Annotated in this window: 13 protein-coding genes; 4 read left to right on the forward strand and 9 right to left on the reverse strand. The window is 45.2% G+C overall.

Going from position 1 to position 24,140, the window contains the following annotated elements; genetic code table 11:
• Nucleotides 1-70: 70 nt before the first annotated feature.
• On the reverse strand, nucleotides 71-1,666 hold the full coding sequence (locus DTQ70_RS14660; RefSeq protein ID WP_122931500.1) for a peptide chain release factor 3: 1,596 nt from the start codon (nucleotides 1,664-1,666) through the stop codon (nucleotides 71-73).
• Between the two features lie 39 nt (nucleotides 1,667-1,705).
• Nucleotides 1,706-3,433 carry a hypothetical protein gene (locus DTQ70_RS14665; protein WP_122931501.1) on the reverse strand — a complete coding sequence of 576 codons (1,728 nt, stop codon included), beginning with the start codon at nucleotides 3,431-3,433 and terminating at the stop codon, nucleotides 1,706-1,708.
• Nucleotides 3,434-3,492: 59 nt separating this feature from the next.
• Between DTQ70_RS14665 and DTQ70_RS14670 the strand changes: the two genes are divergently transcribed.
• Together DTQ70_RS14670 and DTQ70_RS14675 are read left to right on the forward strand one after the other, a co-directional pair.
• On the forward strand, nucleotides 3,493-3,987 hold the full coding sequence (locus tag DTQ70_RS14670) for a histidine phosphatase family protein (RefSeq protein ID WP_122931502.1): 495 nt from the start codon (nucleotides 3,493-3,495) through the stop codon (nucleotides 3,985-3,987).
• Nucleotides 3,988-3,991: 4 nt separating this feature from the next.
• The gene (locus tag DTQ70_RS14675; RefSeq protein ID WP_122931503.1) at nucleotides 3,992-4,183 is read left to right on the forward strand and encodes a hypothetical protein; all 192 of its coding nucleotides are present in this window, start codon (nucleotides 3,992-3,994) and stop codon (nucleotides 4,181-4,183) included.
• Nucleotides 4,184-4,224: 41 nt separating this feature from the next.
• Here the strand turns inward: DTQ70_RS14675 and DTQ70_RS14680 are convergent, their stop codons facing one another.
• A complete protein-coding gene (locus tag DTQ70_RS14680; protein ID WP_122931504.1) occupies nucleotides 4,225-11,808 on the reverse strand; it encodes an SdrD B-like domain-containing protein in 7,584 nt (2,527 codons plus the stop codon).
• A 660-nt stretch (nucleotides 11,809-12,468) separates the two neighbouring features.
• Nucleotides 12,469-13,155, reverse strand: coding sequence for a LytTR family DNA-binding domain-containing protein (locus tag DTQ70_RS14685; RefSeq protein WP_122931505.1), 687 nt, complete (start codon nucleotides 13,153-13,155; stop codon nucleotides 12,469-12,471).
• A 305-nt stretch (nucleotides 13,156-13,460) separates the two neighbouring features.
• Here DTQ70_RS14685 and DTQ70_RS14690 point away from each other — a divergent pair, with 305 nt between their 5' ends.
• Nucleotides 13,461-14,042 carry a helix-turn-helix transcriptional regulator gene (locus DTQ70_RS14690; RefSeq protein ID WP_122931506.1) on the forward strand — a complete coding sequence of 194 codons (582 nt, stop codon included), beginning with the start codon at nucleotides 13,461-13,463 and terminating at the stop codon, nucleotides 14,040-14,042.
• Nucleotides 14,043-14,067: 25 nt separating this feature from the next.
• Here DTQ70_RS14690 and DTQ70_RS14695 read toward each other — a convergent pair whose 3' ends face one another.
• The 5 genes from DTQ70_RS14695 to DTQ70_RS14715 all read right to left on the reverse strand — a co-directional run bounded on the left by DTQ70_RS14695 (nucleotide 14,068) and on the right by DTQ70_RS14715 (nucleotide 20,241).
• Complete coding sequence (locus tag DTQ70_RS14695) at nucleotides 14,068-14,976, reverse strand: DUF2279 domain-containing protein (protein WP_229600135.1); 909 nt, start codon at nucleotides 14,974-14,976, stop codon at nucleotides 14,068-14,070.
• Between the two features lie 8 nt (nucleotides 14,977-14,984).
• The gene (locus DTQ70_RS14700) at nucleotides 14,985-17,069 is read right to left on the reverse strand and encodes a VWA domain-containing protein (protein ID WP_122931508.1); all 2,085 of its coding nucleotides are present in this window, start codon (nucleotides 17,067-17,069) and stop codon (nucleotides 14,985-14,987) included.
• Nucleotides 17,070-17,218: 149 nt separating this feature from the next.
• Nucleotides 17,219-17,965, reverse strand: a complete 747-nt coding sequence (gene fabG / locus DTQ70_RS14705) for a 3-oxoacyl-[acyl-carrier-protein] reductase (RefSeq protein WP_028526963.1) — start codon at nucleotides 17,963-17,965, stop codon at nucleotides 17,219-17,221.
• Nucleotides 17,966-17,999: 34 nt separating this feature from the next.
• A complete protein-coding gene (locus DTQ70_RS14710; protein ID WP_122931509.1) occupies nucleotides 18,000-18,575 on the reverse strand; it encodes an SIS domain-containing protein in 576 nt (191 codons plus the stop codon).
• Between the two features lie 127 nt (nucleotides 18,576-18,702).
• The gene (locus DTQ70_RS14715; protein ID WP_122931510.1) at nucleotides 18,703-20,241 is read right to left on the reverse strand and encodes a maltokinase N-terminal cap-like domain-containing protein; all 1,539 of its coding nucleotides are present in this window, start codon (nucleotides 20,239-20,241) and stop codon (nucleotides 18,703-18,705) included.
• A gap of 601 nt (nucleotides 20,242-20,842) precedes the next feature.
• On the opposite strand from DTQ70_RS14715, the gene DTQ70_RS14725 reads away from it, so the two are divergent.
• On the forward strand, nucleotides 20,843-24,133 hold the full coding sequence (locus DTQ70_RS14725) for a SusC/RagA family TonB-linked outer membrane protein (RefSeq protein WP_122934415.1): 3,291 nt from the start codon (nucleotides 20,843-20,845) through the stop codon (nucleotides 24,131-24,133).
• The last annotated feature ends 7 nt before the right edge of the window (nucleotides 24,134-24,140 follow it).

The following is a 24,140-nucleotide window of genomic DNA, read 5'->3' on the forward strand; positions in this document are numbered from 1 at the left end:
GCTTTTTTATTTTTTATACTGCTTCGTTGACTGAATAACATAAAAAAAGCCGGGTTTCCCCCGCTCTTGATTAACCTGCCGTTACTTTAAATTCCGATGTGGTATGGAACTGAATGTCGGGATTATTGTCTCGATTCATCCGAACCATCCATTCCGAATCAGCTAAAAACACTGGGTTGTCGTCTTTGTCGTACCCAATTTGGGTTCCTTTCAAACGGATATATTCTTGAATTTTCTTAGGGTCTTCGCTGGTAATCCAACAGGCCCGCGAGGTATTCATCGGTATCCAACGGCATTTGGCACCGTACTCGTGTTCGAGACGGTACTGAATTACTTCAAACTGAAGCTCTCCCACTGTCCCTACGACTTTCCGATTTCCAGGCTGTACCGTAAACAACTGCGCCACCCCTTCGTCGGTCAACTGCTGAATCCCTTTTTCCAACTGTTTCGACTTCATAGGGTCAAGGTTAATCAACTCTTTGAAAATCTCGGGTGAAAAACTTGGAATTCCTGCGTATTGTAGGTCTTCTCCTTCCGTCAACGTATCTCCAATTTTAAACGTCCCTGTATCGTACAAACCAATCACATCACCAGGAAATCCTTCCTCCACAACTTCTTTGGCAGAAGCCATAAAACTGTAAGGATTGGAAAAACGCACCGATTTGTCTAAGCGCGTATGGTGGTAAAATTTACCTCGCTCAAAAACCCCCGAACATACGCGTAAAAACGCAATACGGTCGCGGTGACGCGGGTCAATATTGGCGTGAATTTTAAATACAAAGCCCGTAAATTTCTTTTCGAGTGGATCGACTGAGCGCACATTCGTAGGGCGAGCTGCTGGGAGTGGAGAAATTTGGCAAAATGCCTCCAAAAGCTCACGTACCCCAAAGTTGTTGACCGCACTCCCAAAAAACACGGGAGCTACCTTGCCCGACAAATACGTATCTCGGTTAAAGGTGTCATACACGCCTTCGATAAGCTCTACGTCTTCACGCAGTTGATTGGCATCGCGCTCACCTACTTTTTGGTCAAGTTCCGACGAGTCTAATTCCAATAAGGCCACGTCATCTTCCACCTTCGTTTTGTTGACTTTGAAGAAATACATTTGTTTCTCCAACAAGTGATAGACTCCTTTAAAGGTCGCCCCACCATTAACAGGCCACGTCAGAGGACGGACTTTTAGATTGAGTTTTTGTTCCAATTCATCCAACAAATCAAACGGGTTTTGCCCTTCACGGTCCATTTTATTGATGAATATAATCACTGGAGTATCTCGCATCCGACACACTTCCATGAGGCGTTCGGTTTGTTCCTCCACTCCTTTTACACAGTCAATCACCAAAATGACTGAGTCCACCGCCGTAAGGGTACGGTAGGTATCTTCGGCAAAATCTTTGTGACCTGGCGTATCGAGAATGTTGATAAGCAGGTCATTATATTCAAACGTCATTACCGAAGTTGCCACCGAGATACCACGTTGTTTCTCGATTTCCATAAAGTCGGAAGTGGCCGTTTTCTTAATTTTATTGGATTTAACAGCCCCTGCCGTTTGAATTGCCCCCCCAAAAAGTAGTAACTTTTCAGTGAGCGTAGTTTTTCCCGCATCTGGGTGACTAATAATCGCAAACGTACGCCGTTTGGCGATTTCTTGTTCTATTTTTGACATATTGTAGGCATTCGAATAAAAAGTCCGCAAAGTTACGGCTTATTTCCCGTAATTTTTCACCACTAGTTTTTCGGAAGTATAGACAATTCGGTTTTGGCCATTTTCATGGTATAACAACCCTAGCTGATAGGTCCCTGGAAGAACATTATCTTGAAAAACCCATGCTTCAAACCCTTCTTTGAAATAATTACGTGTTTTTAGAAACGCTTTCCGATCATGACTAGGTGTCAAACGGGCCGCCGAAATATAGGAAGTAGAGTCATTTGTAAGCAAAACAAACAGTGCATTTTTCGCTTGACTTTGGTCGATAGCTATCGACGAGTTTGCTATTTTTTGAATCAAAATTCCACCATAAGCAGGCAGCGTATCCACCTGATGTGTAAAAGGAACTACGCTCAATTTAGTTGTGTCTGCTCTAGTGGTCGGAATTGTCAACGAAGTATCAAGTGGTAAAACGTACATTTTTCGTTGAACCGACTCATCAAAATATTTTTTGGTCACGCTATTGGTCATTGTTTCCAACTTCCCGCTCACCCGACCATGTGCCCGCAACGACAGCGCATCAGCCACCAGCGAATTTCGGAAGTTAACCACTTCAGGCGCGGCAAACAGGTAGGTTCCCAAGAAAAAAAGCCCGCCAAAAAGTGTCATTCCAACAGCCACAAAATTGCGCACCTTTTGGGGAACCAAAATGAGCAGCGTCGAATACAAGGCCACCATTGCCATAACCGAATAAATCATGTAACGCGCGGGGGTTTCTAAGGCTTGGCCAGCGCGGGCGGTGGCTACGCCTAAGCCCGTAATGAGCAACCACGCCAACAATGCCAACAGGGATAAATTTTCGGGTTGTTTAGTAAAAAAGGTCAGGATTGTGGGGCGAGAAAAGGTGGACAACTCTTTACTCCTCTGACGAAAGACCGAAACCACAAACGTCCCTCCTACCCAAGAAGCCAATGTGAGCAACGCCAAAGTGATAGCTCCCCCCAGCACGGCAACTTCGGGCAAACGCCCACGCAGGTACGACGCCCCAGCGCCAAAAAATGAAAGTAAAGTAAGCAATGAATTTTTGAAACTTTTGTCCTGATTTAATGACCCAAAGCCAAAAGGATAGTACCAATAAAAAGCAACAGTAGTAAGAATACAGGCCAACAACCACACCAACGCAGCACGGTAACGATACTGAAGTAAAGGCATCAACAGCCCAACATACATACCAAATAGTCCGTTTCCATTGGTGTAGGTTAGCAAATAACCTCCTACAATTGCTCCTGCCAAAGTACCCCACTTAGGTACAGCAAGTAAATAATAGGTGATAATACCCACCACAAAAGAAGCGGTATATTGCCAAAGTGCGGCTGCCCAAAAAATATTCTCGTGATACGCAGGCGTAAAAAGAAACAGCCCAACTGGGAACACAAAATAAAAAGGCAATTTATTGACAGACAACACTTTCCAGAAATAGCCAAACAGGATAGCTACTAATAAACTACCCGCCAAAATCAACGTTCGGTAGTTGACTTGCCCCGTCAACAAGTAATCAACCCAAAAAGCAAGCTTTGCCGTAATCACCCCATGGCCATTGTGCTTAAACTCCAATGCCTGTAAAAATGCCTGAAATGTAGGGGCGTCGGTAAACTTTATAATATATTCCAGATAGGCATAATCATCAAAATAAGGGACATTGACTGCATTCTGAAATACGAAGCGATAAAAAACAAATGCAATGCTAAATAGCAGGAATGCAGCGAGATAATTAAAAAATTTCATGCGGGCGACACTTGGCGAGCCAGCAAAGATAGCCTATTTTTGCCAAAAACATTTCATCAATGACACGCTACTTATATATTGTTCGGCACGCAACCGCAGAGGACTCTATTTCTTTCTTTAAGGATTTTGAACGTGAACTTTCTGCGTATGGTAAAGCTGAAGCTACTCGAATGGGTCGTTTTTTGCATAATAAAGGGCTTGTCCCCGACTTGCTCATCAGCAGTTCGGCACCCCGTGCATTTCAAACTGCCCAACTGTTGGGCGAACAATTAGGCTACAGCAAAGAAAAAATTCAAAGCACCCGCAACTTATACGACGGAGGCCCAAGGTCTTACATTAACACCGTCAATCGTGCTCCTGAAAACTGTACACATTTGATGATTATTGGGCATAACCCTGACGCAAGTTATTTTTCAGATTACCTGGCCAATACCGATATAGATTCTATGGTAAAAGGTGGCGTGATTACCATTGCATTTGAAAACCTTCAATGGAGCGAAGTTTCTGCCGAAACAGGAAAGTTTATTAGTTATGATACACCACCCAACTTTTAAATTAATGAACCGAAATCGAAAAATATTTATCATTGTTAGCATCGTTTTTATTGCCATTTTCATAGGCGTTGCCATTGATATGGCAAGCCGCACGACTGCCCCTTGGAACAAGAAAAAACAGCTTGTCAGGGCATTTGATGTCGCCAGTGACGCCGACTCTATTGGAATTGATACCACTACTGTCAACGTTAAATAACAAAGGCGGCCCGATGGCCGCCTTTGTTATTTACGCTATTTTTATTTTCGCTTCTTCTTCACCGTAAACGGTACGCATATATCCACAGGACAGCAATTCGTCCCCGCTTCGATGATGACTGGACAACAGCCGTTGGCTGGGCACGCCTGGTTCGTCGCTGTGAAAGTATAAACGCCCACTTCCGAGAACAACACCACATTACCCGTCGCGACCGACGTCGTGCCGCCGTTTTTGAACCATTGTACGTTCGTCAAGTTAGCAGGAACACTCACTTCCAACTTTTGGTTTGGACATAAGTCAAAAGGTACCGTAAAGCATTGTTGGTCGATATCATCTTCACCACCTTTGCCGTTGCCTGGCGTGCTGTCTCTGTCTTTCTCGTTGGTCTTGCTGATTTCAGCCGTGTTCAAATGAATTCCCACCTGCGTTGCCTTCACTTGATAACGTAACGTTACCGTATCGCCTCCCGCAGCGATGTTGCCTATGTTCCACTTAATCACATTGCCACTGATTGTCGCACTACCACGACTCGCGACAAAGCTGCCGCTCACAAACTGCACCGTCGTAGCAATACTATCAACAACCTCTACTCCCGTCGCGTTCTTAGTCCACTCGTTCCATACTTTGATGGTGTAAGTCAGCACATCACCAACCCGTGCTATCTTCGTATTAATTGACTTCTTCAACGCCAAGTCAATCGTATCGATACAGCTTTGGGCATTAATCGTCGCTGGTACACGACTCGTGCTTATGGCCGTTGGACAGGTCGGGTCAGTGCTCCGCGCTTGGGCGTAAAAGGCTGTATTTGCCGCTACCGTTCCACTTGGTTTGTAATTTAAACCTGTGAATAACACCGTTCCGCCCGTTTGTTGGCTAAACCATTCTACCGTTGCTAGTCCCACCACCGTTGCTTTTAAGGTTGGGAAAGTATCCCCGATGCAAGCCGTCAAACTTGGCGTCAACAACTGGGGCAAGGCTGGATTACAGTTACAATTAACGCCCGCTATCGTCGTATCAGTCTTACAAATTGCGCTCAAACTGTCGGTAATAATCACATTCTGACCCGATGGAATACCTGATACCGTGTAAGGATTACTTCCGCTCAACGTGCCTTTATTCACTTTTACAATGCCTAACTGATTGTTAATCGTAAAGGTAAAACTGTAGGTTTGCGCATCATTTGAACATACAGGGGCCGCTGAACTAATTGTTGACTCTACACATGGAGCAGGGCAAGTAGGAACAATTACCTTCACCGTATCTTGACAACCATTTACCGAATAAACAAAGTCAAACGCCTTACCTTGGGCAGTGGCGTTGGTGATACTTACTAAACCTGAACTGTTCACCGTCGCGCCCGTTGGATTGCCCGTCAATGCTGACCATGTGCCCCCCGTTGGTGCCGCTGATAATTGAACACTTGATGGAACATTGCCGTTTGAACAAACCAAGGTCGTGTCTTTACCTGCGCTTGGTTTTGAATTCACCGTCACTACTACGTTCGCCGTGTCTTTGCAACCAGCTGCATTTTGAGCCACCAACACATACGTCGTTGTGCCAGTTGGTTTCACTGAACTTGGCGTTGCTACGGCTGTCCCGCTCGCCGTGCCCACTGTCCATACTGGACTCAAGTACGTATTGTAATTGGTAATCTTAGATGTCAAATCTACTGACTCGCCTGCGCAAATCGTCGCAGAACCGTCGGCAATTACTGGCTTGGCAAGTACAATCACTTGCGCCGTGTCCGTACACGTTTGACCACCACTTGTTACCGAATAGACAAACTTATACGTGCCTGCCGCATTCAAACCGCTGATATTGCCATTGGCGTCTATCGTTGCTGCGCTTGGGTTAGCGGGGCTGACAATTGGTGCCCATGTGCCACCTGTCGTCACTGCCGTTAACTTCGCCGTACTCGTCGGTTGGCATACATTCGCCGCATCAGCACCTGCATTTGGTTTCACGCAACCTGCGCATGGCGCTACCGTCACCGCGACCGTGTCTTTGCAACCTGCGGTCGTCGTGTAAATGAACTGATACGTTCCTGCCACACTCATACCCGTCACGTTGTTGCCAGAAATCGTCGCCGTCGCTGGAGTCGTGCCTAATTGTGACCAGCTTCCTCCCGCAGGACTTGGCACTAAAGTATAACTTGTTGCCAAAGTATTTGTCGCTGCATTCACGCACGCCAAGGTCGTGTCTTTACCCGCATTGGGTTTGGCATTCACCGTCACTACCACATTCGCCGTGTCTTTGCAACCTGCTGCATTTTGTGCTACCAATACATACGTCGTTGTGCCAGTTGGTTTCACTGAACTTGGCGTTGCTACTACCGTGCCATTTGCTGTTCCTATTGTCCACACGGGGCTTAAATACGTGTTGTAATTCGTAATTTTCGTAGTCAAATCAACTGACTCACCTGCGCAAATCGTCGCGCTGCCGCCGCTAATTACTGGCTTGGCATTTACTACCAAACGTACAAAAGCCGTATCCGCACAATTCACATCTCCCGTCGTGTTTACTACCACTGCGTAATATTTTGTTCCAGCCGTGGTTAATGCTGCGCCACTTGGTATAAACGTCGCACTTGTTGCACCGCTCACTGCTGCGCCCAAGCTGCTCGTTGTGTCTGCCAATGGGCCATACCATTTGTATTCCACCCCCGTACTTGGCGTGGCTGTGTAGGTCGTTGCTGCACTACCTACGCATATCGACTGTGTTTTCGGCGTAACTACTGCCACTGGTTTGGTACACAAAATACACTCATAGGTATAAGTCACTTTCGCACTTGCATACGCTCGCGTCCGTTGTAAAGCAAGCAAGTTGCCTCCACCGCCTGTCGAACTAAGTCCTGATAACGTGCTCACATTCAAAGGAACATTTCCCGTTCCAATAAAGGGTGCCAACGCCAATGCTGTATTATACGTAAACGTTCCACTCGCTGAGTCTGCTATCATCGGGTTTAGATACATGTCATCGTCATCCGTCGCATCTCCCGTCGCATTTGTCACCCAACGTGCATCCGTACGAGGATCTTTGAAGACCGTCAAATAATCACTCACCCACGATGACATCCGTCCCAAGGTTGTTGGCGTGGGTACTGGTGATGGAATACTATCTCCCGCCCAACTGCCCGTCGCTGGTACCAAAATACCTCCTGGCAACGTCGTCTGTGGAATCAACATTTCCAACGTATTCGTCGCAATGTCTGTCCCATTCAAATTAATCGTTGCCACCGAACTGGCCGTCGCACTGAAAGACTGAGATTGAGCTGCCCTATTCTCAAAGATGAAGGCCGTTTTGCCACCTACTAAATATTCTAACTTTACCGATTTTAATACCCGCGTACCGCCTTGTTCGTCAAACTTTGGTATGATAATCGGCAAGGAGTTTAGCTCTGTAATGTCAACTTGGGTACCATATTCATAGGTAACCGTGCTAGGCGTTCCTTGCACGCAAGTTACGGCACAAGTTCCTGGGTCGGTCACGACCACTGTCGTAGAGCAGCCTGTTACGTTATCCGTAATCGTTAAGGTCACGTTACCTTTGCCCGCGCTACCCGCTGGCGTACGCAATGGGGTATTCAGTCCGCAATTAATTGCTGTCGCCGCGCTGCCGTTTGACAACGTTATAACTAATGGATTCCCGCCTTGCGTAGCCGTTACCGTAAATTTATTAGCACTCATTGGAGTGGTGGACACACGAATACTGAATGTCATGTAATCGTTCGTACCATCTTCAGGCGTACCGTTGGCGTGGCAAAGTGGAGTAGCAGCAACGGGAACAATAGCATTCACAATTACGGCCGCCGTATCCGTACAATTCAGGCTACTGACCGAATACACAAAACGATACGTTCCTGCCACTGTCATGCCCGTTACGTTGCCATTGGCATCAATGGTCGCAGCCGCAGGGTTGGCAGGGCTACCAATCGGTGCCCATGTACCACCTGTCGTAACGGCAGTTAGTTTAGCAGTAGTAGCTGGTGCACAAACGCTCACATTATTTCCTGCATTTGGTTTGATACATACACAATTTGGAAGCGTAAATTTGTCCGTGTCTTTGCAAGCGGTGGTTGTTTGAAAACCTACATTGATGGGCACATCCACTTGGCCATTGCTTGGCATATTGAAGTTTACCGTCACTGGCGAAAGTACCCCTCCAGCAACATTGATGATACGGGTTGAATCTCCCGCAGTTACAACGATATTTTCGCCCGATGGATTACCCGACCAAGACACCACTATATCCAATGGCGCTTTGCCATCTTTGCAAGCACCTACGTTTACTGCATCTATATTTAATACACAAACGGCTGGCTGACATGGCAACGGGGTGCGTATGGTCTTGCTATCCTTGCATGTGCTGGTTCCACTAAAGACCGCATTGAGCACATAATCGGTATTGTTGGCAGGAAGTGTAAACGATACCAACGCGGGCGAAGTGGCTGTCGTTAGGTCAATGGTTTGGGTTACGCCATTGAGGGTAACGTTGATATTTTGGCCACTTGGCGCATTTGCCCAAGCTACAAACACATTGACTGTTACTTCACTGGCAGTACCTGTCCATACGCATGGACTAAGCGTATAATTCGTAATTTTGACATCACAGTTTGTATCTTGATAAATACCCAAATCCCACGTACGATCATCCTCGCCTGCATCTAAGGTTGTGACAATCGTAATGATACCATCAGAATCTAAAGCGTCATTGCCGCCCTGATCGGTAGTAGTGGTTACATAGCCTGCTGGTGGATAAAACTTGGCGAAGTAATCACCTGGTTGTAAGGTAGAGAACAAATATTTACCCGTGCCATCAGTCACTGTAAAGCCAACAAATAGGTCAGTAGCAGGGTCTGATACGCCATCGCCGTTGTCTTTATAAAGTTCCACGCGCACGCCCGATACCCCCGTTGCTCCGTCGTCCTGAATGCCATTTTTATTGGTATCTATCCACACATAATCACCATAAAGTGCAGGCTGTAAAGGCTTTAGTTTAATCCCCACTTTAATAGGCTCGGCGGCAAGCAATGGTTGATTATTGTCGGTACGAGTAGCAACAAAACCAAAGGAATTCCACGCAATTTCGTCATTGGTCGGGGCATCTACTGGCGCTCGCATCGGCCAACTGAAAACCAGCGAATCGCCGCCAATCAATGTTTTTGTACCAAAATCAATTTTTACCGCCTGAACTTGCGTAATATCCAAAGGTGGCGTCACGCTCCAGTTGGGAGGTGTACAACCCGTTGGGAAAGGCGAAGGGTCAGAGGGTTGCTTTACTTCATCACGGCAAGGATTAGAGACAGTTGTATAATAAACTGTTACCCCCGTTGGCGCAGAAATTGGATTGGCCAAGTTGGGGCGCCATTGGGTTTGGCGCCCTTGGGGATCAATCACACCTCGGTCGCCCACAAAAGGTAAAATATCAATGATTTTGATGTCTTTCATCACTACGTTACCCGTGTTTTTGATGATGAGACGGTAGTCGGCATCTCCTCCTGGAACCGTTTGGCCAAAAGCAGGATAACGAGAATAAGCGACATCGCACAGCCCTTTGACCCATTTGATGGATTCCATAGATGCAGAAGCGGCAATATTAATGTCACATTGTCCGTAATTTGTATTAGCTCTTCCTACCAACTCAGTAGTATTTCCGTCTAAATCCCAGTCCTTTGTATCCGTAAAATTCCCAAAGTTGTAGTCTGGCGCATTCGCAGAAGCATTGGAGAAGGTAGCAATAAACTCGGCATTATAAGAGCCAGGGGGAAGCGCTTGCGAAATTTTCACGGAAACCCCCACCGTGAATCGTTCACCGTAAGGTACTACAGTTCCGCTTGGAAATGTCCAGCGGTATAAATCTCGTAGTATTCCTCCCGTTGTGATATAATTAGGAATAATCTCTAAGGTAGGCGGGGTCGTAATGCCCGTATTATTAGCGGTAAAAGTCTCGGAGCCTGGCACATAAATAGAGCCCGAAGGGATCAATAAAGCACAGACAGGATTTAGACCATTTGAATACCCTATATCTGCGAGTAACGTACCAGAAAAAGCCACCGTTCCTCCTGCTACTTGCGCGCAATTTGACCCATGTGCTGCACTATATATAGCCCTGGAGGTAGTAGGTCGGGGTTGTAAAGTCACCGAACTGTTACATACTGTCCGCCCTGCTTGGTTGGGTATTCCTGCCGAAGTACTTGTCCACTCCATGCAGTTAGTGACTGTTTCGGCAGCAGTTACCTCTCCAATTGCTTTAAAATGCAATATCTGGTTAACTGCTAATATGGAAGCATTCGGAAGGAAGGGAGTTGTTAGGACAAACTTGATTTTTGTAAAGTAAGTACCTGAAGGAAGGTCAGGAACACCCGTAGCGGCGGCTAATACAACCCAAGTACTTCCTGACATATTGGTCTGGTACTCAATGTGATGAATATCCTCCCACTCAAGTACCCGTACCCCATTGTATTCGGCATCTTGGTCAATGATAACATTGGCAGGGATGGTTTCGATGATTTCTACATTTTCCAAAGGAACGTTTCCTGTGTTTGTAAAACTCCACGGATACGAAAATCGCTGCCCTGGAAAGTAATTACCACTTCCACCTTTGGCCAATACCGCAGCAGTAACAGGGTTGGCTAAGGTGGTCGTCTCTATTAAATCAGAAACACAGTTGCCTCCCACATTGTCGCCATTATTGAGCACAGCCGCACTCCCTGAAAAAGGCGTATAATCGACCGTTGCAGTATTGGTCACCACATCGGATGCGTTGAAAGTAGGTGAGTTAAATTTCACCTGTATATCTAAATTAAAATAAAAACTTTCCCACGTGCCATTGCCGTATTGTCGTAAGGTCAAATTTGGTATAGCGGCCGTAACCACCCCTGCGGAGTATGTTCCTGTCCCAACTTGGGTACCGTTAAGGCTATACACTTTGGCGCTGATAAACTCTGCATTGGCGGGTAAGTTATCGGTTACGGTAATATTCGTTGCCTGCAAAGTTCCAAAGGGGGTAAACAGAGGATTAGAACCTCCGTTTGCCGAGACCCGCACCCGATACGTTGTAATGTTGTTGATAGCTCCACCATTGAGTAATGTTTTCAAGGCACAAATCCGAGGGATGGCCGTTACATTGATACAATGATTTTTAGCCCCCGAAGTAGCCCCACTGCCATCCGTTATCTCGGCAGTTGTACAAAGTTGGGTATTGTTGGGCGTAGTCAGGTTATTGGTTCTGACAATAAACTCCAGTACGCCCGTCGAGCCCGATGGCACTGGATTGACAAAGTTTATGGTTAGTTTTTTGGCGCCTACCGTGTTGGTAAAAACGAAGTTCGCCACTGGCGCGTGGATTGTTCCCACAAATTCGCCCACGGTATAAATATTATCGGGCAAATTAATAACGGCCTTTACATTGGAGGCATTTCCTGTCGTACTGGAAATCGAATAATCCAATTGAAGCGTGTATTTATCTCCCGATTGGACGCTGGTCAGGTTATTTTTCTCTTTGTAGTCCAAAGAAATGGTTACCTGAGCCATCGCAGACAAGACTGTTCCCAATAACAAGGTTGTGAAACAAAATAACCTGTAGATTTTTGGATGAATAGAAGGAATGTAGATGTACTTTTTCATGGGTAAAATGTTTGGAATAGTATGTAACAAAGACCATCCCAAAAAGTACACAATTAACTAAAAAGGATACATACGGCTTCTTATAGGATACTAAAGAAAACGACAAACGAGATCAATCACCAACTATCATAAAGAAAGAAACAAACACAAGCAATCGCAATTATGGTGCCGACGATAAAACATTATTATAAAAAAATAATATCAACATATAAATAAGTAATCTATGTAAACATATAGCTATTTTTATTTATCATAAAATAGACATTCAGACACATTTATACACACAAACTACTGATTATAAAATAATTACATAAAATAAAAGGAAAATAAATATCATACAATTCATTAATACACTTAAAATAAGTACATAATTTATTCAACCTAAATGGATACTTTAAATCAATTAATTTTCAAAATTTTGCAGCAAATAAAAATAAATCATTTCTGATGTACTAAAATTAAAATACATATACCATACCTAATTATATTTCAAAAATAGGTCTATTTAAACTTTCAATACCTCTATTTTTATATACCAATACAAATTATATTTTTTAGTATATAATACGGAAGTAATGCAAGCCATTGGGTCCAAAACGCATAAACAAACCAAAGCCGATAAGTTTACTAGCTAAATTTGGTATATAGACTTATATCCCACTAAATAATAGTATTGAGGTTTTTCGACTGCAATTCATGTTTTGCCCGCCGACTTATTGGTAGCAAATGCCCCTCTTCAAGCTCTACCTGACTCTTTTCAAAGTCTATTTTTTTGACAAACATCTTCTGAACCAGAAAACTACGGTGTACTTGTAAAAAGCGACCTAGAGGCAGGTGTTGTTTCAACAACGTAAGCGATTTTTTAAACGCATAACGCTTGGTCTTGGTCTGAATGAAGGTGTAGGTACGTTCTACCTCGATGTACAGAATATCTTTAATCGCAATAATTTCACCGCGAGAAGTACCCCTGATAAATTGTGGTTCTTGCCTGATTTGTTGCGATAAGATTCGGATAGCGCTCTCTAGGGTATTTGTATGAAAGGGCTTTACTAAATAAAATACGTGCGTAAAATTGGCGACCTTCTCATAGATTTGGGGCACGTCTTCATTGATGATTAATATAATCGGAATGTGAAAAGCCCCCAACGACCCCAAGCATTCCTTGTCTTGTGCCGTTGCATCTTCGAAAATCGTCGCGATAATTAAGTCCACGTGACTTACTTCAATCAAATCAAGTCCTTCTTCACAAGAGCCAACTTTACCAACGATTGAGTAGCCTAAATCAGAAAGCAGGGTTTCAAAATGAGAGTTTTCCAGTGGATTGGATTGGATAAACAAGATATTCATAGGTGAGAATAAAGCGGTAAAAACCAAAAATCTTAGGCAAAAGAATTACTTATTATAATAAATACCTAAAGAAAATCTATAAACGTTTACCTAAAGGGTATATTCGATTTATATCAACGTGTTTAATAGGCATATAAAATATGTCTATTAGAAAAGTGTAGAATTGACACAAGTATAGTTTCGTAACCGTTTTAATACCTAATATACCCATTCAAGACCGTTTAATAAGTAGTCCCTTTTTAGCTTTAAAAAAATCCTTACTTTTGAAATCAGTATAGTTTACAATCGTTTACCCTACCAGTAATATGATACATATAGACCCTATTTCCAATCAAGTGGCTCCGCCCTATGTCAACATTTTTATTAAGCAAGAGGAATTACCACACGTAGTAGAACTACTACTACAAACTAAGGTACCCTTTGTTGTGAGCCACCAACCTAACGATGTAAATGTGACTTCACCTTCAAGCTATGACACTACAAATCAAGCTAGTATGGAAGACCCACCTTATGAAATGGGCGGGGGTTCAAAATCACAAGAAGGGCATGTAAAGCGTCTTTTTTCTCTAAAGAAGGAAATTGAACGAATGATTGATCATTATTTGTCGGCAGGAGAAGAACCCAATTTAGAAGTTGTTGCCCAACGTTTAAACTTTAAAGTATCGGTATTCAAGACACATTTTAAGGATGCGTACGGCAAACCATTTTATCAATTTTATATTGATAGAAAAATGGAATACGCCGCCGACCTACTGCGAAAAGGAGTCAGGGGAGCGCAGGTATCCCTACGAGTAGGGTATTCTCATCCCATTAAGTTTAATAAAATGTTCCAGAAGCATTTTGGGGTAACGCCAAAAAAGTACCAAGAAGCACTAAGTATTTATTAGAAGACCTCGTTCTGATAAGCCATTGTTAAAAATATAACCAATGGGCTTTGACTCCATATTTTCGCGTGTATTCCAACGTCGGAGCAGGTATTTTCACTGTATTTAGCAGAAAAAACAATGCCTTTAACCCTTTTCGACGGGTTGGAATACGCCGAAAATCTATGTCTAACGACAGGTAGTATTGCCGATAAGGGTCATACCCTAACATCCTACTTTTTTCGATTTCTGCCCCTACCATATCGTGAATGCCGTACCCAAACGACACACTAAGCCACTTTGGAAAGCGAGCGGCTGGTATAAATGAAGCCACGTTGAACGAAAACCAGTACGTTTGGCCGTTATAATCTTTAAGCCATTGTTCACTGAGGTTTTGCCCAAGCAGTTCGGGGCGAACTTTGGCAAGTGGCGTGGGGTGAAACGAAAATTTTGGAACAATGCGTTCTTCGTTCCAAAGTGCATACTGACCTAGGTACAACGACGGCCCCAGCACGTTGGCCACCATGTCGGAAGGTGAAAAACCATAAGTCGGGTATTGAAATCCATCCAAAATTTCGATAGGAGTCAAAAACAAAAAACCAGAAAGCGCACCGTACAAGGCAGCTTGTTTGCGGCTCACATTGGTTTGCCGATAAAGCGCCGCAGTATGGCGACAAATTTGGTAAGCTGTAAAGAAATGTCCTACTTTGTCGAGCTGTTGCCACTCGTGCGCATCGTCACTTACGTGGAAATGGCTGAAATCATTGGTCTTGTACCACGCCTTGCTCAAGCCATAAATAGACCCGACGTAGGCTGCGCTCTCTCCCGCCATTATCCAGCGCAAAGCTCGGTAATTGGGACGGGTCGCAAGTGTATCTTTTTGAGCAAAAGCCTCTTCTTTCCCCAACGTAAAAATGCACAATACTAGAATTACTAGCTGTCGTCTAATTTGAGGCATTATGATGGTTAATAACTTCCTTGGTACTTTCGTACTCCCCATTCGGCTGTTGCCAACAACAACAACAAGAAAAACAACCACTTGTTCTGAATCAGTTCGGACAAGTCTTCGGCACTGTCTAGGCGGTCAGGAGCCTTATTTTTAAGCAAATAGTCTTTCAATTGTGCAATTTGGTCGGCCTTCACAAACTGCCCGCCTGTTTGTTGGGAAAGTGCGCGTAGCATCCCATAATCAGCCGTCAAGTTAAGCGTTTCAAGCGCCAAATCACGCACAATAAACTGCCCCGTTACTGATTCTACTTTGTTTTGCAAACTGGTCGTTGCCTTGTACTGATATACCCCTTGACCAAGACCACTCAACTCAAAACGCGAACTTCCCTCGGCATTGGTATAAGTGTAGGGCTGGGTTTTTCCGCGTTCGTCTGTGATTTCGAGACGAATGCTTTGTCCGTACGTTTTTTCGTAAATATCGTTATATACTTCGGTTTCAAACGTTACTTTGTCGCCTACGTTGTATTCATTGGCTAGAGGATACACCCGAAACTTGCGTTTGTCTTCTTTGACCGAAATCAACTGAATTACTTTTTGAAGCAGCTCATCCACCGCTTCTTGTTTTTCGGTCAAGGCGTATTCTTCCATTCGCCATTGCCAAATCCCCTCTCCTGCCAGTACCGCCGATTTACGGGCACCACCCGTATTCAGCACCAACAGCGGCTTTGTAGTTTTGAGATTGCCTACGTTTTGGTACAACACCACCTCGCTACCAGGCGACAGGCGATATTCACCAAAAGGGACGGTCAACGGAGGCATTTTTTCCAAAATACGGAGTTTTTCGGGGTCAAGGTTTAACAAATTAAAGTTTGGGTTAAACCGCCCCGACACTTTATCAATTTGGCCTGGATTTGCCATCACCGTCACGGCCGAATTAAGCTGACTAGCCTTGGCAGTATTGGCTTGCGAACCTAAAATAAAGAAAAGAGGCGTGTTATCGCGCTGTAAATAGCGCTGAATAATGTCACCACCGATGTTGAACAAATCGGGCAATTGGTGCAAAATAATGAGATCATATTTTTTGTCGGGGTAAGTTTCAGCCGACGGATTGACGCCAAAGACTTTGACATCCACCTCGTAGTTGAGGTTTTTCTCTAAAATTGTCCGAATTGCTTTAATGTCTGGGTGAGTAGCCAAGGCCAATACAAGCACTTTCTCTTTGCCGTCGATGATGTCAAGATACACATCGCGGCGGTTATTTCGGGTCGTAAATTCACCCTTGAGCGCCTCCACCTCGATGACATAGTGTTGAAGCCCCTTGACGGTCGAAGTAGCTTGAAAAGAGATCTGTTTAAAATCATCTTTTTGACCAAAAGTCACGCGTTGGCTGCTCAGCGTCGAGCTTCCTTGGCGGAGTGTCACTGTCACCGTCTGACCTTGAAAACCGCTAGCAACAATATCGGCGTTAATTGGGAATTGATTTCCCAAGTAGGCAATTTTATTGGCCGCAATGTTCTTGATGCTAATGTCACGTTTGGGCAAGGTATCCCCCACGCCTACGCTGTGAATTCGGAATGGATAATTGGTAAAAGTGGGCGCAAGTCCTTGGTTGCTAATGCCGTCGGTGAGCAGCACCACATCGGTCAAGTTGCGACCTTCGTAGTTGCTTTTTGCTCCTCCCAACATGTCAGCGAGATTGGTAGTAGGCTGATTAAAAGCCACTTTCGACAACTCTTCTTGGTAATTTTCGGAATTTAAGGTTTGAACGGCCACATCTATTCCTTCATCGGCGAGGGCTTCACGAAGGTTTTCGAGGGCTTCGAGGGCTTTTTTTCCATAGCTCGCTACCGATTCGGAGTTGTCAATCGCCAGTACTACCTTCGACTTATCGCTGAAAGTTTGAATAGTTCTCAACAGCGGATTAAGCAGTAAAAAAGCGATGATACTCACCAGCGCTCCCCGAAAAAGGGCAAGCGCGTAGTTGGTTGTTTTACTCCAAATAGGTTTAGGTTGGTAAAGAAAAAAAGCATAGGCCGCCCCTGCCAACAAACACAATCCTACGTACCAATATGGTGTCTGAAAAATAATCTCGGCTGCAAACATTAGAGAATTATCGGTTATTTATTAGTCCATTTTAAATCAGCTACCCGCTTTGATTCAATAACCTACATTATTTTTATTTGTTACAGAAAAAGGCTTAGGATAAAAACTTCCCGAAAAGCTTGAAGCTTTCGGGAAGTTGAATCTATGTTTTACATCACCATTCCACCGTCCACTTGTAACACCTGCCCTGTGATGTACTTCGACATGTCAGAGGCCAAAAATACGATGCAGTCGGCTACTTCTTCGGGGGCACCACCGCGTTTCAACGGGATTCCCTGTTTCCATTCTTCAATGGCTTTTTCATTAAGCTCGCCCGTCATTTCGGTTTCGATAAACCCTGGCGCCACAGCATTGCAACGAATATTGCGTGAACCAAGTTCTTTGGCGACTGATTTTGTGAAACCAATCATTCCCGCTTTAGAAGCCGCGTAGTTGGCTTGTCCAGCGTTTCCAGTCAAACCTACCACCGATGTAATGTTGATGATTGACCCACTACGAGCTTTCATCATCACTTTGGTAACGGCTTTGGTCAAGTTAAAAATCGACTTTAAGTTAACGCGAATTACCTCGTCCCATTGTTCTTCGGTCATGCGCATCAACAAGCCATCGCGGGTAATACCTGCGTTATTAACCACTACATCAACCGTGCCGAAATCGGCCACAACTTGCGCGACAAGGTCTTCGGCCGATTTAAAATCAGAAGCATCTGAGCGATACCCCTTTACTTTTGTTCCAAATTGTTTGAGTTCTTCTTCTAAGGCTTGGCCTTTTTCGACGCTCGACAAATACGTAAAGGCCACTTGAGCTCCCTCTTGGGCAAAGCGAGTGGCAATGGCTTTCCCGATTCCACGAGAAGCCCCCGTTACGATAGCGACTTTGTTTTGTAAAAGAGACATGTATAAAATTGGTAATTAGTGTTCTACTGGGTCATTACTTAGGAAACACATTCTCCTCCACCAATTGGCACAGGATATGCCCTAGTAAGATATGGCACTCCTGAATACGAGGGGTATCTTTGGAAGGAATATTAATCAAAAAATTACTTACTTCTTTCATCTTTCCTCCCGTTTCGCCCGTCATACCGACGGTAATCATGCCGAGTTTATTGGCCGCTTCGAGGGCTTTGACGACGTTGGGCGAGTTGCCAGAGGTAGAAATTCCGACCAAAACATCGCCTTCTTTACCCATCGCCTCAATCATCCGCGAATAAATCACGTCGTAGCTGTAGTCGTTTCCGACAGCCGTCACATACGACGAATTGACGTGCAATGCCTCCGAATACAAGGGAGGGCGGTCGTAATAAAAACGGCCGCTAAATTCGGCCGCTAGGTGTTGGGCATCGGCAGCACTACCGCCATTTCCACAAAATAATACTTTTTTACCCGCTTTGAAGGCTTCGGTCATCGCAGCAGCTACTTCTGCCACGGTATTGAGTAAAGTTTCGTCGGCTAAAACGCGATTTTTTGTATCAATGGAAGCCTGTACGATGGATTGAATTTTTGACATTAAAATAAAAGGTTGTGCCCGAAAAACTCGGTACGAAGGTGATACAATGATTTTTAGACTAACCACTATACACCCCTACCGCGATGAATGGGCCATCAATGAACGCGACAAAAATACAAAACTTACCCTAGGATTGCATCCCCAATCGGCTAATCCTTACCGTTGGCTCTTTCAATTTCTCGATTTCACGGATAACTTCGACAATCCCGCGCAAGGGAATGTTCACCCACGATGGTCGGTAACTGATTTCGTAACCGAGTTCATAAACGGCTTTTTCGAGCAAGAAAAACAGCAATAAAAAGTTGATTTCGTTTTGACTTTTAAACAACGGATGCGGCCAACCAAAGGCTTCCAAGTAAGCATCCATGTAAGTATCGCGCATGAGTTTGTACCAACGGTCGGAAACGATTTGTAGCTTTTCGGACGAAATTCCCTTCGTTTCGGCACTTTCAAACAGCTTGGCACTCACGGCGTAGTGGTAGCTCCGAATCATCCCCGCCACGTCTTTGAGCGGACTGTGTTTTATTTTCCGTTCGGCAATGGTAGCCTCGGGTTCGCCCTCAAAATCAATCACGATAAAATCACCCTTGTCGGTCAGCACTTGTCCCAAATGGTAATCGCCGTGAATCCGAATCCGCAACGAATCCAACGGGCGCGTCAGCATTTCGTTGGCAAAATCATCAATCAATTCCCGCGCTTCCATAAAAATCCACGCCAAACGTTGCGTAGGTTCGTCGAGTTTATCGTAATTTTCAATCAACAACGCATAGCGACGGTCGAGGAGGTCAGTAAGACGTTTTAGTAAAAAATTACGGTAAAAATCATCAAATTTTTCGGGGGCAAAAGCTACTTCAGCGCTAGGGGCAAACAAGCCAAGGTGCATTTCGCCCGTGCGCTTTCCCAATAAACCAACTTGCTCAAACACACTTTCGTTGATACCAAACATCCCCGACGGGACGCCGTACATAAAGTCATTGAGAAAATCGCCCGTCAGCGCCCAGTTGTCTTTTTCGGCCCGAATGGCTTGCTGCATCATGCCCAACGTCACGTCGGGCTGCCCTGCTCGTTGCCACGTGATACTCCCCGCATAGGCAGGAATGTTGCTAAAATCAGAGTGTTGGGTCAAAAAACTCACCATTTCCACCTCAGGGTTGGTTTGGTCAAAGAGCTTTCGGTACAACTTCATAAAGTATTTCCCGCCAAACAACATCGCCGAGTTACTCGAATCAACGGGCAACACGCGGCTGTCAATCACCTCTGGTGCATCTGCCTCCGCAAGTCCTCTCCCTTTGGTCGCTTGCAACTGCCCATCGTCGGTCGAAAGTGCAAGTTGCCCATAAATAGAGGTATATAATTGATGCCTAAAACCTGCATCATAAATCGCATCAATCCATTGTGAGGTATCTGTTTTTTCAATGATTCCTTTAGCTGGAACATCCATGTCGCTTCCCACTTCCGCAAAAGGCAACTGGTATAATTCGGGCTCTCCGTCGTGGTAGGTAGCCTCTACTATTAAAATTACGGCGTCGCCCACGGGCAAACGATGTCGAATTTGAAAGCCTTTTTGAGCACGCGCTTTTCCCGCAAACCACCTACAAGTATTAAAATAAATAGGAAACACCTGAGTTTCGAGGTGTTCGATTTGAGTAGTAGTCAAATGTATCATCTTCGGTTAAGTGTTTTGAAAAACAGTGGTATGCTGTTTCAAAAGGTAAATATACAAGTAGTAGGGAGTAAAGTAGAAACTACCAAATATAAATAGCCGTAGGACAGGGTCCTACGGCTATCGTTCTTAACCTAAACTAAATCGTATGAGAATTTTAAAATGAATGTCTATTTTGAAATCTCGGGTCAAAGTTCTGCAAAAAACCAATCGCCCAAATCACCCGATATGCGCCATTTTTTTCGGCGTTTTCATGGCACAAAACTAGCAAATGCCCCTCAAAGCGTCGTTAAAAGCTCTGTTAGGCTTTATTTAAGTTTTTTTGGGGTAGCTAACTATGGGGGTAGCTAAAAATGAGGGAGGTATCCAAATGAAATACGGTTTTTTGGGGAAAGGGGCTACGGAAAAGAAAGCCATTTTTTGAAAAAATACGCAGAAAAGATGCCCATTGAGCACATAAACAAACTTCACATTCGGATAACATTAGCGAAAATAAACCACTAAAAACGGGTGATTTCTGGCATACATGAATTGGGGAACTTTGTTGTGGCAATTGTTTCGAGTTGCCGCAACAGATGTAAAAACCAAATTATCCAGTTCATCTATGAAAAAAAATCTATTGTTTCTGATGCTTGGTATGCTGCTAAGTGTCGGGTTCGTCCACGCCCAAAACCGCACCGTAACGGGAAAAGTTACTGCTAGTGCAGACGGCAGTCCACTGCCTGGGGTCAATGTCCTTTTAAAAGGCTCAAATACTGGTAGCTCTACCAATGCCGAAGGGGCCTACCAAATTCAAGTTCCTAACGGTGCTACCCTCGTTTTTAGCTTTATTGGTTATGCCAACAAAGAAGTAGTGGTAGGGAGCCAAACAACCATCAACGTATCGCTTTCGGACGATGTCAAACAGCTCGGCGAAGTGGTCGTAACGGCCGTCGGAATCGAACGTAGCAACAAAACCTTGGGGTATTCCGTCGAGCGCCTTTCGGCCGATAAACTGGTTCAGAAATCGGAGCCCGATGTGCTGAAAGCTATGCAAGGAAAAATCCCTGGGGTGAACATCAATGGTTCAGGGGGAACTGCGGGTAGTTCGTCGCGCATTACCATTCGCGGCGCTAACTCGTTCTTTGGCTCGAACCAACCGCTTTTTGTGGTGGACGGAATTCCTTACAACAACGACCTCAACGAAAGTGGCAACTTCCGCGACAACGGAGCGGCTTTTTCAAGCCGTATTGCCGACCTTGACCCCAACAACATTGCCTCTATGACGGTACTAAAAGGAGCTGCCGCCGCCGCTTTGTACGGAACTCGGGCTGCTAACGGGGTGATTGTGATTACGACCAAATCGGGCACCAACAAACTTTCTAAAAAAGGCTTAGAAATTACGTACAATTCTTCTTTTTCGGCCGAAAAAATCGCCAGCTACCCCGACTTCCAAAACAAATATGGGGCAGGTTCGCAGCAAGTATATGCCAATGCTAACGGAACGTGGGGCCCTGCTTTTGGTTTGGGGCGAATTTACAACGCAGCAGGTGGTTGGACCAACACCACTGCTCCCGTTGACTCAATTCCTATTTGGGTGGGTTACAACACCTACGCGGCCAACTATCCCGCGATTGCGGCTCAGTACGGCCTTCGTCCCAACGGCAACGTAGCCTATCAAGCCTATCCCGACAACGTCAAAAACTTCTTCCGTACGGGTAATGTCTATGAAAACTCCATCAGCATCACGGGCGGAGGGCCAAAAGCAAGCATTACCTCGGTGATTTCGCGCACCGACCAAAAAAGCTTTTTCCCTGGCTCGGCCTTTGAACGTACCAACATCAGCATTGGCGGAAATACCACCCTTGAAAATGGCATCGTCGTAGGTGCCAACTTGGCCTATACCAATACCGTTCAGGATAGCCCGCTCTTTGGGGGTGATGGGACGTCGCCACTCGCGCGGATGTTCCAACAGCCTCGTAACTGGCCACTTGATAAGCTTCCTTACGAAGACCCGTTTGGGAACGGTGTATTCTTCTTCCCATTTGGGCAAGCGGATAACCCTTTTTGGTCAATCAACAACAGCATTTATACCAGCAAGGTCAACCGTATTTCGATGAACGGGAGTCTTTTGTACGACATCACCAACTGGATGAATATCAGCTATAAAGGCGGCTATAATACGTACAACGACAACCGCTTTCAGCGCATTTCGGCAGGGTCACTTTCGGGTGCGCAAGGCATTGGAAGTATGCAGTTTGATGCCATTTCTTTTGGAGAACAAGACCATAACTTACTCTTAAATTTCAAGCACGATTTGACGCCCGACATTGACCTTCGAGCGGTGATTGGCGCCAACTACAACGAACGGAAATTTGACCAAACGAGTGTCAATGGTCTTGGGATTGTCACGCGGGGAATCGACCTGATTACCAACGTCAGCACCGTTACGCCCAACACAGGAAACACGGGCATGAGCAAGCGCCGTTTGTACGCAACTTTTGCGGATTTAACGCTAGGTTACAAAAACTACCTGTACCTTACACTCACGGGGCGTAATGACAAGTCATCGACCTTACCCGCCAACAACCGCAGTTATTTCTATTATTCGGGAAGTGCTTCCTTTATTTTGACCGAAGCCTTGGGTATCAAGTCGAATGTGTTGAGCAACGCCAAACTTCGGGTAAGTTATGCCAAAGTAGGGCGTGACGCCGACCCTTACCAAGTGCTTAATACCTTCCGTATCAACTTGGGTGAAAGCTCTGGCTTGGTAGGCTCAACCCGTTACAACGACTATCCGTTCAACGGCCAATCGGGTGCTTCGGTAGCAGCTTCGGCTTTCGACCCGAACTTAAAACCTGAGTTTACCAAAGAGGTAGAAGTAGGAACGAATCTTGAGTTTTTTGGTGGACGCGCGTCGTTGGACTTGACCTATTATAACCGTTTGAGTACCGACATCATCGCCCGCCGTTCGTTGCCGCAATCATCGGGTTATACTTCTTTTGTCACCAACTTTGGTTCTATTCGTAACTCAGGTATTGAAGCAGGACTTACTTTGGTGCCCATTCAACTAGCCAATGGATTTAAGTGGGATATTTTCACGGCCTATACCCAAAACCGCAACATCGTCGAGACTTTAGCGGAGGGTGTTGAAGAAGTAACGTTACGTAATATTTACACCAATCAGCCCATTCCTGTGGTGCGCCCTGGCGAGTGGTTTGGGGTATTGCGCGGTACAGCCGTAGCCCGCGACGAGAACGGCAACGCCCTCATTAATCCCAACACAGGTCTGACCATTCCTGATACCAAACAAAAAATCATTGGTAACCCTAACCCTAAATTTACCTTGGCAGTTAGCAACACTTTCCGTTTCAAAGGCTTCACCCTTAGCGGCGTGATTGACTATCGTCACGGCGGTGATTTGTATTCGTGGACTAACCAATTCTTGTTAGGACGTGGGGTAACGCAAGACACCGAAAATCGTGAAATACCTAAAGTAGTAGCGGGGGTTCTTGGCGATGCCAATACGCTCAAGCCGTTGTTAGACGGCGATGGAAAACCCATTCCTAACAACATTCAGGTGATGGAAAACAACCTTTGGTTCCAATCGGCGGGTGGTTCGTTGGCCGTCAATGCCCCTAACGAATTTTCGGTTTGGGACGCCACGGTTGTTCGTTTGCGCGAGATTACCCTGGGATATTCGCTGCCGAAAGGTTTGTTGGCAAAAACACCTTTTGGTTCGGCCAACATCACGTTGAGCGGTCGCAACCTTTGGTTTTTTGCCCCTAACTTCCCCAAACACTCCAACTTCGACCCTGAAGTAAACACCTTCGGAAACAGCAACACGCAAGGAATCGACCTATTTGCCGCTCCTTCTGTTCGCCGTTATGGGGTCAACCTAAGTGTTACTTTCTAACAACAAA

It is taken from the genome of Runella sp. SP2 (assembly GCF_003711225.1).
GTDB lineage: Bacteria > Bacteroidota > Bacteroidia > Cytophagales > Spirosomataceae > Runella.